At 67.4% G+C, this 13,375-nt stretch carries 11 protein-coding genes; 8 read left to right on the top strand and 3 right to left on the bottom strand.

Annotation, left to right across the window (positions count from 1 at the left end; all coding sequences use genetic code 11):
* The first annotated feature begins 325 nt into the window (after positions 1 to 325).
* The 6 genes from LZD57_RS23665 (at position 326) to LZD57_RS23640 (ending at position 5,148) form a co-directional block, all read left to right on the top strand.
* Positions 326 to 1,246 carry a UPF0280 family protein gene (locus tag LZD57_RS23665; protein WP_338034735.1) on the top strand — a complete coding sequence of 307 codons (921 nt, stop codon included), beginning with the start codon at positions 326 to 328 and terminating at the stop codon, positions 1,244 to 1,246.
* A 13-nt stretch (positions 1,247 to 1,259) separates the two neighbouring features.
* On the top strand, positions 1,260 to 1,844 hold the full coding sequence (locus tag LZD57_RS23660) for an amino acid synthesis family protein (protein ID WP_233722048.1): 585 nt from the start codon (positions 1,260 to 1,262) through the stop codon (positions 1,842 to 1,844).
* On the top strand, positions 1,841 to 2,425 hold the full coding sequence (locus LZD57_RS23655; protein WP_233722047.1) for an amino acid synthesis family protein: 585 nt from the start codon (positions 1,841 to 1,843) through the stop codon (positions 2,423 to 2,425). The genes LZD57_RS23660 and LZD57_RS23655 overlap by 4 nt, the downstream gene beginning before the upstream one ends.
* A gap of 301 nt (positions 2,426 to 2,726) precedes the next feature.
* Complete coding sequence (locus LZD57_RS23650; RefSeq protein WP_233722046.1) at positions 2,727 to 3,290, top strand: flavin reductase family protein; 564 nt, start codon at positions 2,727 to 2,729, stop codon at positions 3,288 to 3,290.
* A gap of 325 nt (positions 3,291 to 3,615) precedes the next feature.
* On the top strand, positions 3,616 to 4,329 hold the full coding sequence (locus LZD57_RS23645; protein WP_233722045.1) for a ferritin-like domain-containing protein: 714 nt from the start codon (positions 3,616 to 3,618) through the stop codon (positions 4,327 to 4,329).
* A gap of 24 nt (positions 4,330 to 4,353) precedes the next feature.
* On the top strand, positions 4,354 to 5,148 hold the full coding sequence (locus LZD57_RS23640; protein WP_233722044.1) for a ferritin-like domain-containing protein: 795 nt from the start codon (positions 4,354 to 4,356) through the stop codon (positions 5,146 to 5,148).
* 223 nt (positions 5,149 to 5,371) lie between these two features.
* Here LZD57_RS23640 and LZD57_RS23635 read toward each other — a convergent pair whose 3' ends face one another.
* From LZD57_RS23635 to LZD57_RS23625, 3 genes are all read right to left on the bottom strand, one after another.
* Positions 5,372 to 5,554 (bottom strand): CopG family antitoxin, encoded by a 183-nt coding sequence (locus LZD57_RS23635; protein WP_233722043.1) that lies wholly within the window; start codon positions 5,552 to 5,554, stop codon positions 5,372 to 5,374.
* Positions 5,555 to 5,715: 161 nt separating this feature from the next.
* A complete protein-coding gene (locus LZD57_RS23630; RefSeq protein WP_233722042.1) occupies positions 5,716 to 6,783 on the bottom strand; it encodes an aldo/keto reductase in 1,068 nt (355 codons plus the stop codon).
* Positions 6,784 to 6,880: 97 nt separating this feature from the next.
* Positions 6,881 to 8,137, bottom strand: a complete 1,257-nt coding sequence (locus tag LZD57_RS23625; RefSeq protein ID WP_233722041.1) for an AGE family epimerase/isomerase — start codon at positions 8,135 to 8,137, stop codon at positions 6,881 to 6,883.
* Between the two features lie 759 nt (positions 8,138 to 8,896).
* On the opposite strand from LZD57_RS23625, the gene uvrB reads away from it, so the two are divergent.
* Together uvrB and LZD57_RS23615 are read left to right on the top strand one after the other, a co-directional pair.
* On the top strand, positions 8,897 to 12,469 hold the full coding sequence (gene uvrB, locus LZD57_RS23620) for an excinuclease ABC subunit UvrB (RefSeq protein WP_255700142.1): 3,573 nt from the start codon (positions 8,897 to 8,899) through the stop codon (positions 12,467 to 12,469).
* Positions 12,470 to 12,874: 405 nt separating this feature from the next.
* The gene (locus LZD57_RS23615; RefSeq protein ID WP_233722040.1) at positions 12,875 to 13,159 is read left to right on the top strand and encodes a GIY-YIG nuclease family protein; all 285 of its coding nucleotides are present in this window, start codon (positions 12,875 to 12,877) and stop codon (positions 13,157 to 13,159) included.
* Positions 13,160 to 13,375: the final 216 nt, after the last annotated feature.

Genomic DNA, 13,375 nt, shown 5'->3' with positions numbered 1-13,375 from the left:
ACTGTTCAGGTTGAACGAGCGAAGCGGGAAGGGACCAGGCCATGCCACGATCTCCCGAAGGGCGATCCGGATCCCGTCGGTCTCCTTCCCGCACCCTTCATACACCAAGCCAAACACACAGGATCCCGGGTCAGGCCCGGGATGACGATGCGGGCATGCTGCCGCCCGTTCTGCAAGGTCGACGCAGCGCCCGATCTGCGCGGCGCCCCGCCGGGGTGGGGTGCGATAGCGCGCATGGGGTTGGGCCGGAAAGTGCCACAGCGCCGACGCTAGCTCACCGATTGCTTCGTCCCGGCAAGTCACGTGTCCTTAGGAATCCGCTGTCGTGAACGCGCCGTCCGAACAGGTCGACCGTCATGACGGAGGGCAGCAGCACCCGCAGCCCGTCCCCCGCGCGCCCCGCGCCTCCCTCCTCCCGGACGGCCGCCGGATGCATCTTCAGGACGGGCCGATCGACCTCGTCGTCGAGGCGACCGGCCACCCGGACGCGGTACAGGGGGCCTATCGCGCTGCGCACGGCCGTCTCACCGGCCTCCTCGACGGGCTGTGCGCCGAACTGCCCCTCCTTCGTTCGCCGGTCACCCGCGAAAGCTCGATCCCCCACGATCCCGTCGGCCGGCGGATGTACGACGCGGTCAAACCCTTCGCCGCCTCCGGCTTCATCACGCCGATGGCCGCCGTCGCCGGCGCCGTCGCCGAGGCGGTGCTCGCCGCGATGGTCGAGGCCGCGCCGCTGTCGCGCGCCTATGTCAACAACGGCGGCGACATCGCGCTGCATCTGTCGCCGGGGACGCAATTCGCCATCGGCCTCGTCGACCGGCCGGACCGGCCGTCGCTCTTCGCCCGCTCGCACATCGACGCGACCGATCCGGTCCGCGGCGTCGCCACCAGCGGCCGGCACGGGCGGAGCTTTTCCCTCGGCATCGCCGACGCCGTCACCGTCCTCGCTGAAACCGCAGCCGCCGCCGATGCGGCCGCGACCGTCGTCGCCAATGCCGTCGACCTGCCCGGCCATCCCGCCATCCGCCGCGCCGCCGCAAGCGACCTCCAGCCGGACAGCGATCTCGGCGATCGCCTCGTGACCGAAAGCGTCGGGCGGCTCGCGCCCGACGAAATCGCTCTCGCTTTGTCGAACGGCCTTTCCGTCGCCGATCGCCTCGTCCGGGATGGACTGATCACCGCTGCCGCGCTGCACCTGGCCGGCGCCACCGAGACGACCGGCGCGATGGCGCTGGCCGCAGCCTGAGGGAGACAAGCCGATGCCCGAAATCCTCGTCCGCAAGCGCCTGATCACCGTCGAGGAGATCTTCCACGAGGGCGGCCCGCCGGCGGCGACCCCGCTGAGACGCGCCGCAGCGCTCGCCGTGGTGAAGAACCCCTATGCCGGCCGCTATGTCGAGGACATCCAGCCCTTCATGGAGGATCTGACGCCCTTCGGCCTCACCATGGCCAAAGCGCTGATCGACGCGCTCGGCGGCGATCCCGCCGTCGTCGAGGGCTACGGCAAGGGCGCGATCGTCGGCTCGGCCGGCGAGATCGAGCACGGGGCCCTGTGGCACGCACCGGGCGGCTACGCCATGCGCGAACTCCTCGGCGACGCCAAGGCGATCGTCCCCTCGACCAAGAAGGTCGGCGGCCCCGGCACGCGCCTCGACGTCCCGGTCACCCACATCAACGCCTCCTATGTGCGCGGCCATTTCGACGCCATCGAGGTCGGCATCACCGATGCGCCGCGGGCCGACGAGATCGTCTTCGTCCTCGTCATGACGACGGGCGCGCGCATCCACGACCGCGCCGGCGGGCTGAAGGCGAAGGAGATCAAGGGAGAGGACGGACTGCGATGAAGGCCGAGATCCGCAAGCTGGTGACCATCGTCGAAGAGGTGTCGAGCGAGATGGGCCGGCCCATCGACCCGCCGACCCGCCGCGCCGCGGCCGTCGCCGTCATCAGGAACCCGTTCGCCGGCACCTATGTCGAGGACCTGACCCCGCTGATGGAGATCGGCGAGGAACTCGGCGGCCTCCTCGGCGCCCGCGCCGTCGCCGCCCTCGGCATCAAGGGGGAAGACGCCGAAAGCTACGGCAAGGCCGCCGCCGTCGGCGAGAACGGCGAACTCGAACACGCCGCAGCGATCCTCCATCCGAAGCTCGGCGCGCCCTTGCGCAAGGTGCTCGGCAAGGGCGCGGCGCTCGTTCCCTCCTCGAAGAAGCGCTGCGGTCTCGGCGGCGTCCTCGACGTGCCCCTCGGCCACAAGGACGCCGCCTATGTCCGCAGCCATTTCGACGGCATGGAAGTGCGCATCAACGACGCGCCCCGCGCGGGCGAGATCATGGTGGCCATCGTCGTCACCGATTCCGGCCGGCCGCTGCCGCGCGTCGGCGGGCTGACCACCGACGAGATCAAGGGCGAAGACGGCCTGCGCTGAGCCGCGCCGGGTCGCGGCCGACGCAAGGCGCGGCGTCGGCCGTCGGGGCGCTCGCTCGAAGGCAAGTGCCGTCGGCGACGCTTCGATCTCCCCCCTTGCGGGGAAGATGGGTGGCAACCCGGAGGGGGGTGCCGCGCCACCTTCGAGCAGTCCAGCGCGAGGCCACGCCCTCTGCGTGCCGGCATCTCCCCCGCAAGGGGGGAGATCAGGCCAATCGCCGGCCCGCCGACTGTTTTGAACCCTAGGGCGGCGATGTTGCGCATCGCCTGCGCGATATTTCGATAGAATGATGGAGGATCAATTGGCCAAAGCGATCGCCAAACGCGACTTCCCGGTCTGGAAAGCCCGCCGCTTCCTCGAGCCCGGGCCGGTCGTCCTCGTCTCGTCGCATCACCGCGGCGAGACCGACGTCATGACGCTCGGCTGGCACGTGGTCCTCGCCTTCTCGCCCTCGCTCGTCGGGCTGATGATCTCCGCCGGTAACCACAGCCACGATCTCATCCGCAAAAGCGGCGAATGCGTCGTCAACCTGCCGACGACCGATCTGACGGAGACGGTGATCGGCATCGGCAACACCACCGGCGCCGACATCGACAAGTTCGCCCATTTCGGCCTCACCGCCGAGCCGGCCGAAACCGTCGCCGCGCCGCTCATCGCCGAATGCCACGCCAGCTTCGAATGCCGCCTCGCCGACGACGCCCTCGTCGCCAGCCGCTCCTTCTTCGTCTTCGAAGTGGTCAAGGCCCACGTCGCCCCCGAGCCCGAGCACCCCGAGACGCTGCACTACGTGGGCGAAGGCCGGTTTATGGTGTCCGGGAAGGTCATCGACCGGAGCGAGCTGTTCCGGCCGGAGATGCTGGTGTGAGGGGGCGGGTGATGCGGCATGCGAACCCGCCCAAGGCGTTCACGCCTCCCGCTCGCAGGAGCAGCAACGCCCTTTGAAACGGAATACCACGAGAGTGTTTCAAAACGCGAAATGCAACCTTTGACTTCTGCTGTTTTTTTCTCCCGCGCGATTACGTAAAAACGCGAGAAAAGGTGCACTGGCGGCGACCAAATTCTTGTTGGCGGACTAGTAAAAATTGCCGACGATTTTGCCGCTATTGCATCTCCATGTCACCGGAAAGCACTATTGCTTCGTCTTCAATTGGCGCCCTCTGCGGGTCCCCAGCCCTTTGGAGGAACGTGTGATGCAGGGTGAAGTAAATGAAAAGGAGACCCCGGCCGCTGGTCGCAGGTCGTTCCTGAAATGGTCGAGCGCCGCAGTGGTTAGCGCGCTTGCGGCAGGCCTCGACTTGTCAGATCTCAGCCTCGGCGAGGCGATGGCCCAAGCTCCAGGGGGCCCACTGATTTCGAGTGGTAGCGTTGATCTCGGCTCCGGCGACATCGGCATCCTCAACTACGCCTATGCGCTCGAGCAGCTTGAGGCCGCCTTCTATACACAAGTGATGCGCACGCCCTATCGCGGCATGAACTCGGCCGAACGCCATGCGCTCGGTGACATCCGCGATCACGAAATCGCCCATCGCAACTTCTTTCGGTCAGCGCTGGGGGCGAACGCCATTCCGGCGCTGCGAGTCGACTTCAGCAAGGTCGACTTCGGCAGCCGCGTCAGCGTGCTGAACACTGCTCGTACCTTCGAGGATCTTGGTGTCTCCGCCTACAACGGTGCTGGCCAGTTCATCCAGAAGCCGGATTACTTGCTGCTTGCCGGCAAGATCGTCTCCGTGGAGGCACGTCATTCCGCCACCATTCGCGATCTGATCGCGCCGCGAAGCGCGGCCTTCGCCGGCGACGATGTCGTCGGGATCGACGGGCTCGGCCTTGCCCGGCTGCCCTCCGACGTCCTGCCGATGGCGGCTCCGTACATCGCGACGCCGGTCACGGCGAAACATCTCCAGTAGATTAGATCAGGAAAGCGACAATCCATGACCACGACAAACGAACCGGTCGTGCAGGACACCATCCTGAACGATCTTGACCCTGAACTCGCCACTCGCCTGACGTCGCGGCGCGACGTCATCGCCAAGACAGCGCTTCAACTCGGCGCGCTGGCGACCGTTCCGGTGCTTCTTGGCGGCTGTGCAGCACGCCTTGTGAGCGGCGGGATGCCCCAGCAGGTAGTTGACGTCCTCAATTTTGCGCTCACGCTCGAATATCTGGAGGACGAGTTCTATCGCACGGCGCTTTCGCAGCCGCGGCTGATTCCAGCGAGCGACCGGGCAGTGTTCGAGCAGATCTCGAAACACGAGAGTGCTCATGTCACGCTGCTGGCAACGGTGCTCGGCTTTGACGCTGTCGCCAAGCCGAAGTTCGACTTCACTGCCGGCGGCACCTTCCCGGACGTCTTTTCGAACTACCGGACATTTTCGGCGCTGTCTCAGGCGTTCGAAGATACCGGCGTGCGTGCCTACAAAGGGCAAGCAGTCTACCTCATTGGCGCGAGCTTCATTCTCTTGACCGCGTTGAAGATTCATTCGGTCGAGGCGCGGCACGCGGCCGAAGTCCGGCGTCTGCGTGGCGAGGACGCATGGATCAGCGGCTCGTCACGCGGCAATCTACCGGCAGCTGCCCAGCCGGTTTATGCTGGCGATGGCAGGGCTGCCCAGCTCGGCGTCTCATCCTTCGGCGTACCGCGGGAAGCAGTGACGGAAGCGTTCGATGAACCCCTCTCAAAGGCACAGGTGCTCGGCATCGCCGGCATGTTCATTGCCTCGGCATGAGAATGCTCAACTCAGTCTGTCTAGAATTGACTCCGAACTCAATTATTGATGCATGTGCATCTCTGATTGATTATTGATGCGTGTACATCTTTGAACCTCATCTGAAACAGAACGAGCAGTTCTGTTTCAGATTCGAAGCGGCCATCATCGCCGCTCATTATTTTTACTGCCGCATCCCTTCCTCGATGAACCGGGGGAATGCCCTGACGTCGCGCGGCCGGTTTCAAGGCAGCTGTTCGGTGGGATTGCGCACGTCGAGGCGGGCATCCTTCGGCTGGAATTCGAACCGGGCCGGCTTGAACCTTGAAAAATCGTAGTCGCTCAGATCCGCGTCCTCAACGAAGCGCTCCGCCGCTTCGTCGGTCGGGTGAACCGGGAACGGCTTACCGCTGTCTGGTGCGCTCATGTTTCTCGATCTCCTTGCGGGTCGTGCCCCGGGCGCTCAACGGTCGGGGGAGGCGTTTCCCGCCTTCCTCGACCCGGAACATGGCCGGTCGGCAGACCCGCGTCAGATCACCGAGGACGTGCGAGGCAGCGTTCTCGCTGCCCCGCGACATCGTCTCTGGATCACCCCAGCCCCATCGTCTCCCGATACCCCTTCAGATATTCCCGCTCGGCCTCGCTCACCCGGTCCATGCCGTTCATCGCCCGGTGCCACAGCGGCACGATCGCCGGCGGCCGCCCGGCCTTTTCGATGCGCTTCGCCTGCTCGTCGGTCAGCGTCAGCTCGATCGAGCCGAGATTGTCGCGCAAATGATCCTCGCTGCGGGCGCCGAGCGCGATCGAATGAACGCCCGGGCGCTCGCGCAGCCAGGCCAGCACCACCTGCGGTACGCTGCGGCCGACTTCACCGGAAACCTCCTTCAACACGTCGATCACCCGGTAGAGCCGGTCGGTGTCGACGATGTGCGGCTCCGGCCAGTCGTTGCCCTGGCGGGTGCCCGGCTGCGGGCCGTTGTCGCGGTCGATCTTGCCGGTGAGGAGCCCCTCGCCCAGCGGGCTCCAGACCTGCGTCGCGACGCCGAACTCGCGGCCGGCCGGGATGATCTCGTATTCGACCTCGCGGGCTTCGGGCGTGTAGTTGAGCTGGTGCGCCACCGGCGGCGTCGCGCCGAGCATCTTCGCGGTCATGACGGTCTTCGCCACCTGCCAGCCGCCATAGTTCGAGACGCCCCAGGAGCGGATCTTGCCGGCCCGGATCAGGTCGTCCATCACCGCGACGGTCTCCTCGACCGGCGTGACGCCGTCCCACTGGTGGATCCAGTAGTGGTCGATCCAGTCGGTCTGCAGCCGCTTCAGGCTTTCGTCGATCTGGCCCATGATATGGGCGCGCGATGCGCCGGCCATGTTCGGCCCCTCGCCCATGGGCGTGCGGACTTTCGAGAAAATCAGGAGATCGTTCCGCCGGCCCTTCACCGCTTCGCCGACGACCTTTTCGGAATCGCCCTTCGAATAGATGTTGGCCGTGTCGATGGCGTTGACGCCGGCCTCCCGGGCGATGTCGACGAAGCGTCTCGCGTCGTCGACGCCGACGTTGCCGGTCTTCTCGAAGCCGTGGGTGCCGCCGAAGGTGACGGTGCCGAGCACGAAGGTCGAGACCATCATGCCGGAATTGCCGAAGGGCGCGTATTTCATCTCGGACTCTCTTGGCTGATCGTGGGTTGGCGCGCGGCCGCTCGCCGCATTCTTACCGGGCCAACGCATGCGGCCCCGCATGGTTCGAGGCGTTGCCTCAATCCTGCAATTCGCCCCGCGCGAGCGCACCGGGGATCGAGGCCGCGATCGGCAGGCGCGGCGTCAGCGTCGGCTGATAGGCGTGATAGAGGTCCGGCTTGCCCTGGTAGATGCGCTCGGACGGCCGGTTGTCGGCATCCACCTCGTTCCACCAGCTTCCCTGCCGCCGGTCGATCAGATGAAGATCGACATAGTCCCAGAAGCGCCGATACCACCTCGCATAGTCCCCGTCTCCGGTCCGACGGTAGAGCAGCGCCGCCGCGGTGATGCCTTCGGCCAGCGGCCAGTGCGCCGTGTTCGGGACGGACACCGCGCCGTCCCAGCCGATGGTGTAGACGAAGCCGGTCGCCCCGTCCCGGTTCCAGCCGTCGCGGATCCCGCCGGCAAAGAGTTCGGCGGCGCATTCGGCGAGCCAGGCCGGCGCCGGGCGCCCGGCCGCCGTCAGCCCCGCCTCGAGCTTCAGGCAGAGATGCGACCATTCCAGCGAATGGCCGGGTGTCGTCCCGTAGGGGCGGAAGGGATGATCGGGCTTGTCGGCGTGAAAGTCCTTCAGCATCGTCCAGTCGAGCGAAAAATGCTCGGGGATGACGAAGCGCATCTCCCGCGCCAGCCGGTTGGCGAATCGCTCGGCGATCCGAAGCGAGCGGTCGAGCCACACGCTGTCGCCGGTCGCGTCGAACGCCGCCATGAAGGCTTCCAGCGAATGCATGTTGGCGTTGGCGCCGCGATAGTCCTCCTCCTCGCCGAAATCGGCGGAAAAGCTTTCGCGCATCGCGCCTTCGTCCTCGGCCCAGAAGCGCGCCGCGATGACCGACAGCACATCCGGGAGCAGATCCCGCCCGCCGGGCCGCCCGAGGATCGCCGCGGCGGACGCGGCCAGGGCGACGAAGGCCTGGACATAGGCCTTCTTCCGCCCGCCCCCGGACGGCGAGCCCGGATCCTGCTCGTACCAGCCGCCGTTCTCGCCATCGCGCAGGAGGCCGGACAATGCCGCCAACCCATGATCGACCAGCGGCACCGAGCCCGGAAGCCCCTGCATGGCGGCCAGCGCATAGGAATAGGTCATGCGGGCGGTGACGATCGTGTCGGCGACGGCGCCCTGCGGCCGTGCCCCGGCCATGTCGAGGGCGCAGAAGCCGCCGGAGGAAAGGCGCGAGGCCTTGGAGAAATCCAGCAGCCGCCGCCCTTCCGCCTCGAGCCAGCGCCGGTGTGCCGGCATGTCCATCGCCGCGCCCCGCGTCTCGGCCTCGGCCATCGTCGTTCCTCCCGCCCTTGCCATGCTTCGTTCGCCCACCCATGCGGTGTGCTGCCGCCGCAGGCCCATGAGCCACCGGTCGGCGCGCCGTCATCCCATTGCGGCACCGACCGGCTTCCGGTCCCGGCGGACCGATCCCGCATCTGGGGCAGCGCCTGCGATATCCAAGGATGGCCCCCGGGCCCCGGTCGCTCGGCGGAGGCTCTCGAGCGAGCACAATTCTCTTATAAAACCATAGTAGAAGGGACGGGACATACCGCCTCCGGGAATCCTTTCAGCATCTATTCGGCCTCCGATGCTCCCTCGCGGACCGAGACGGTCGGAGCCAGGGCAATCGCTCGAAGCCGGGCCGGGTTGGCGGTTGGCCTGATCTCCCCCCTTGCGGGGGAGATGCCGGCAGGCAGAGGGGGGTGACCTCGCGCCGGACTGCTCGAAGATGGCGCGAGACCCCCCTCCGGGTTGCCACCCATCTCCCCCGCAAGGGGGGAGATCGAAGCGTCCCGGCGGCACTTGCCCTCAAGCGATCGCCCTGCGGTCGGAGCGCTAGCCGTTGAGGAAGCGCGTCGTCTCGTATCCCTCATGAAAGCTGAGCAGTCGGTAACGATAGAGTTCGCGGCAATGATCCATTGGCTGAAGGATAAGGAGAAGGTTACCGACTGGAGAGGTGGATTGGAAAGACCGCTCCGCTCCGGCGCCAATCGCCATCGAACGGCGTCGGCGACCTTCCATCCGTCCCGCGCGGTCTCTATATGTTCCGCCATGGCTTCCAGACCCCGCAAAGCGCCCCGCCGCCCCGCCGACACCGACGACGCGGGCGAGATCTTCGACCCCTCGGCCCCCGCCCGCCGCGGCCCGCTGCAGGACTTTTCCGGCGCCTCCACACGCGCCGACGCACCGGCAGGCGGCTTCGGCGAGGCGCCCCAGGCCGGCTTCGACGCGAGCGAGCCCCTGTCCGGTCCGATCTCCGGCTGGGCCGAGGAGATCGCCCGGGGAACCGAGACGAAGGCCGAAAGGACGGCGGATGCCGCCGATGGCCAAGAGAAGGCGGCCGCCAAGAAGTCGAAGGCCGCCCGCGATCCGAAGACGACGACCGGCCAGAAGCCGATGAAATCGGCCCGCGGCACCTCGATGGGCGGCACCACCGACCCGAAGCAGCGCGCCGCCGCCGGCCTCAATCCCGTCGCCGGCATGGACGTCTCCCTGGAGGACGCGAAGTCGCTGCCCGAGGGCGGCGTCACCGCCACGGTCGAGGCGCTGACCAAGCTGATCTCCGAGGGCAACCCGCTGATCAAGAACGGCGAGGTCTGGCTGCCCCACCGCCCGGCCCGGCCGGACAAGTCGGAAGGCGGCGTGCCCTTCAAGATCGCCTCGGACTACACGCCGATGGGCGACCAGCCGACGGCCATCGCCGACCTCGTCTCCGGCGTGTCCGACCAGGACAAGACCCAGGTCCTCCTCGGCGTCACCGGCTCGGGCAAGACCTTCACCGTCGCCAACGTCATCGAGCGCACCCAGCGCCCGGCCCTCGTCCTCGCCCCGAACAAGACGCTGGCCGCCCAGCTCTACGGCGAGTTCAAGGCCTTCTTCCCGGACAACGCCGTCGAATACTTCGTCTCCTATTACGACTACTACCAGCCCGAGGCCTACGTCCCGCGCTCGGACACCTATATCGAGAAGGAATCCTCGATCAACGAGCAGATCGACCGGATGCGCCACGCCGCCACCCGCGCGCTGCTCGAACGCGACGACGTCATCATCGTCGCCTCGGTCTCCTGCATCTACGGTATCGGCTCGGTCGAGACCTATACGGCGATGACCTTCCAGATGAGCATCGGCGACCGGCTCGACCAGCGCCAGCTCCTCGCCGACCTCGTCGCCCAGCAATACAAGCGCCGCGACATGGACTTCCAGCGCGGCTCCTTCCGGGTGCGCGGCGACACCATCGAGATCTTCCCCGCCCACCTGGAAGACCGCGCCTGGCGCATCTCGCTCTTCGGCGACGAGATCGAGGCGATCCAGGAGTTCGACCCCCTCACCGGCCAGAAGACCGACGATCTGAAATCGGTGAAGATCTACGCCAATTCCCACTACGTCACCCCCCGCCCGACCCTCAACCAGGCGGTCAGGCAGATCAAGGAAGAGCTCAAGCACCGGCTCGTCGAACTGGAAAAGGCCGGCCGCCTGCTCGAAGCCCAGCGCCTCGAACAGCGCACGAGATTCGACATCGAGATGATCGAGGCCACCGGTTCCTGCGCCGGCATCGAGAACTATTCGCGCTATCTCACCGGCCGCGCCCCCGGCCACCCGCCGCCGACTTTGTTCGAATATCTCCCCGACAACGCCCTCGTCTTCATCGACGAGTCCCACGTCACCGTGCCGCAGATCGGCGCCATGTATCGCGGCGACTTCCGCCGCAAGGCGACACTCGCCGAATACGGCTTCCGCCTGCCCTCCTGCATGGACAACCGGCCCCTCCGCTTCGAGGAGTGGGACGCCATGCGCCCGCAGACCGTCGCGGTCTCGGCCACCCCCGGCGCCTGGGAGCTCGACGAATCCGGCGGCGTCTTCGCCGAACAGGTGATCCGCCCCACCGGCCTCACCGATCCGCCCGTCGAGGTCCGCCCGGCGCGCTCCCAGGTCGACGATCTCCTCGGCGAGATCCGCGAGACCGTCGACAAGGGCTACCGCGTCCTCTGCACGGTGCTGACCAAGCGCATGGCCGAGGACCTCACCGAATATCTGCACGAGCAGGGTGTTCGGGTCAGGTACATGCATTCGGACATCGACACCCTCGAGCGCATCGAGATCATCCGCGATCTGCGCCTCGGCGCCTTCGACGTGCTGGTCGGCATCAACCTCTTGCGCGAGGGCCTCGACATCCCCGAATGCGGCCTCGTCGCCATTCTCGACGCCGACAAGGAAGGGTTCCTGCGCTCCGAGACCTCCCTCGTCCAGACCATCGGCCGCGCCGCGCGCAACGTCGACGGCAAGGTCGTCCTCTATGCCGACCAGGTCACCGGCTCGATGAGCCGCGCGATGGCCGAGACCACCCGCCGCCGCGAGAAGCAGGAGGCCTACAACGCCGAACACGGCATCACCCCGGCGAGCGTCAAGGCCAGGATCGCCGACATCCTCGACTCCTATTACGAAAAGGACCACGTCCGCATCGACGTCGGCCCGAACGCCAAGGAAGGCGAGCTCGTCGGCAACAATCTGCGCGCCCATATCGAGCACCTCGAAAAGCAGATGCGCGAATCCGCCGCCGACCTGGATTTCGAAAGAGCGGCCCGCCTTCGGGACGAGATCAAGAAACTCAACGCCAAGGAGCTGGAATTCGGCGGCAACGTCCCGCTCGACGCCGTCGTGGAAGGGGGCGCCCCCACCTCCCCCTTGAGGGGAGGTCCGAGCGGAGCGAGGGGTGGGGGTCGCGACAGTAACTCGTCCCGCACAGGTTCCGGAAAGGTCTCCCCCCCACCCGCGCCTTCGGCGGCCAGGGGCGAGCCGCGGGTCTCGCCCCGTTCTGCGAACCCCCACCAGGGGGAGGTGGGCGATCCCCTCGCCGACGCCGTCGCCATGGAAGAATCCGTCATGGGCCCCTCCACCGGCCGCACCAAGCACGGCAAGAAGGCCAAGCGCGACCGCGCCCCGCAAGGCGACGAACGCTTCGGCCCCCGCGGCGAGGTCCTCAAGGCCCCCGGCTCCGGCACCGTCGCCGCCCCCGCCTCGCTGTTCCGCAAGCCGTCCCTCGACGACATGGGCCCCGGCACCGACACCGCGGTGCCTGCGGGGCGCGCCGCTCCCACCGCCCCCGACCGTCATTCCAGAGCGCCGTCCCCCGACGATCGTCATTCTCGGGCCCCGTCCCGAGAATCCAGGGACGCCGGGCGCGGCGGCACCTCCCCTCATCCTGAGGTGCCCGGAACGGGCCTCGAAGGACGAGGCTCCTACTTCCGCAAGAACACCCTCGACGAAATGACCGTCGGCCGCACCGAAAAGCCCACCGGCAAGACCCCACCGAAAAAGCCGGCCGCAGAGCAGAAGGGCTCGACGCCCACCTCCCCCTTGAGGGGAGGTCGTGCCGAAGGCACGGGTGGGGGTCAGCATACGTCACACATGGGGGAGACCTCACAGGACGACGACCCGCCGAGCGGTGCCGGCGTCCCCCCACCCGGCGCTATGCGCCGACCTCCCCACCAGGGGGAGGTGGGGCACCACGACGACGACTCCCCCGCGCCCATCCGCCGCGAACGCATCGGCCGGGGCTCCTACGAAGACCCCGGCGACCAGAAGCGCAAGCGCCGGCCGACGAAGACCGGGCGGCCGGGACGGTAGGGGCGGCACCATCACCGCTTCGTCATCCCGGGCTCGACCCGGGACCCATTCCTCCGCGCCTCGACTGCCGCTCCGCTCCAGAACGACGCCGCTCACCCACCACTTTCGTCATCCTCGGCCCGCAGGGTCGGGGATCGATGCCGGAACCGCCCCACCGCCGCTCCGTGGCAGAACCGCACCCTCCGCCACGCACCGCCCTTCCCGCACCCGATCAGCAGCGGCGATGCAGAGGCGTGGATCCCCGACCCTTTCGGGCCGAGGATGACGAAGCGTCGGTGGCGCCACCTCGCCCTGCCGCGCCCAGCAACCGCAGAAGCCTCGCGCCGGCTCGCGGGCGCCCAGCCTCGGCGCTGCAGCGCCCGCCGGCGCCTTGACGCCGCCCCCGCCTCCCAGCACCATCCCCTCATGGCGGGACACGTCTACATCATGGCGTCGCAGCGGGGCGGCACGCTCTATATCGGCGTGACGTCCGACCTCGCCCGCCGCGTCTTCGAACACAAGTCGGAAGCGACGAAGGGCTTCACCAGCCGCTACGGCTGCAAGCGCCTCGTCTGGTACGAAGAGCACTTCGACATCCGCGACGCCATCGCCCGCGAAAAGTCCCTGAAGAAATGGTCCCGCGCGCGAAAGATCGCCCTCATCGAGACGATGAACCCCGACTGGCAGGAATTGTACCGTGGCCTGTGGTGACGACGGCGGATCGGCCCAATGCCGAGGACAAACGCCCCGGCGGCCTTCACCCGCCTTCCCCCGCCGCATCAGAACGTCGCCGCCCACCCCTCCACTTCGTCATCCTCGGCCCGCAGGGTCGGGGATCCTGTGTGTTTGGCTTGGTGTATGAAGGGTGCGGGAAGGAGACCGACGGGATCCGGATCGCCCTTCGGGAGATCGTGGCATGGCCTGGTC

Source organism: Jiella avicenniae (genome assembly GCF_021390325.1).
In the GTDB taxonomy this organism is placed as follows: Bacteria; Pseudomonadota; Alphaproteobacteria; order Rhizobiales; family Rhizobiaceae; genus Jiella; species Jiella avicenniae.
Note: the sequence above shows the minus strand (reverse complement) of the source record. Positions and strands in the feature narration are given on the sequence as shown.

What these genes read in the sequence shown, in the direction of transcription:
- LZD57_RS23615 (WP_233722040.1), top strand. Translation starts at nt 12,875, where the DNA reads ATGGCGGGACACGTCTACATCATGGCGTCGCAGCGGGGCGGCACGCTC.
- LZD57_RS23655 (WP_233722047.1), top strand. Translation starts at nt 1,841, where the DNA reads ATGAAGGCCGAGATCCGCAAGCTGGTGACCATCGTCGAAGAGGTGTCG.
- LZD57_RS23625 (WP_233722041.1), bottom strand. Translation starts at nt 8,137, where the DNA reads ATGGCCGAGGCCGAGACGCGGGGCGCGGCGATGGACATGCCGGCACAC.
- LZD57_RS23630 (WP_233722042.1), bottom strand. Translation starts at nt 6,783, where the DNA reads ATGAAATACGCGCCCTTCGGCAATTCCGGCATGATGGTCTCGACCTTC.
- LZD57_RS23660 (WP_233722048.1), top strand. Translation starts at nt 1,260, where the DNA reads ATGCCCGAAATCCTCGTCCGCAAGCGCCTGATCACCGTCGAGGAGATC.
- uvrB (WP_255700142.1), top strand. Translation starts at nt 8,897, where the DNA reads ATGGCTTCCAGACCCCGCAAAGCGCCCCGCCGCCCCGCCGACACCGAC.
- LZD57_RS23635 (WP_233722043.1), bottom strand. Translation starts at nt 5,554, where the DNA reads ATGAGCGCACCAGACAGCGGTAAGCCGTTCCCGGTTCACCCGACCGAC.
- LZD57_RS23645 (WP_233722045.1), top strand. Translation starts at nt 3,616, where the DNA reads ATGCAGGGTGAAGTAAATGAAAAGGAGACCCCGGCCGCTGGTCGCAGG.
- LZD57_RS23640 (WP_233722044.1), top strand. Translation starts at nt 4,354, where the DNA reads ATGACCACGACAAACGAACCGGTCGTGCAGGACACCATCCTGAACGAT.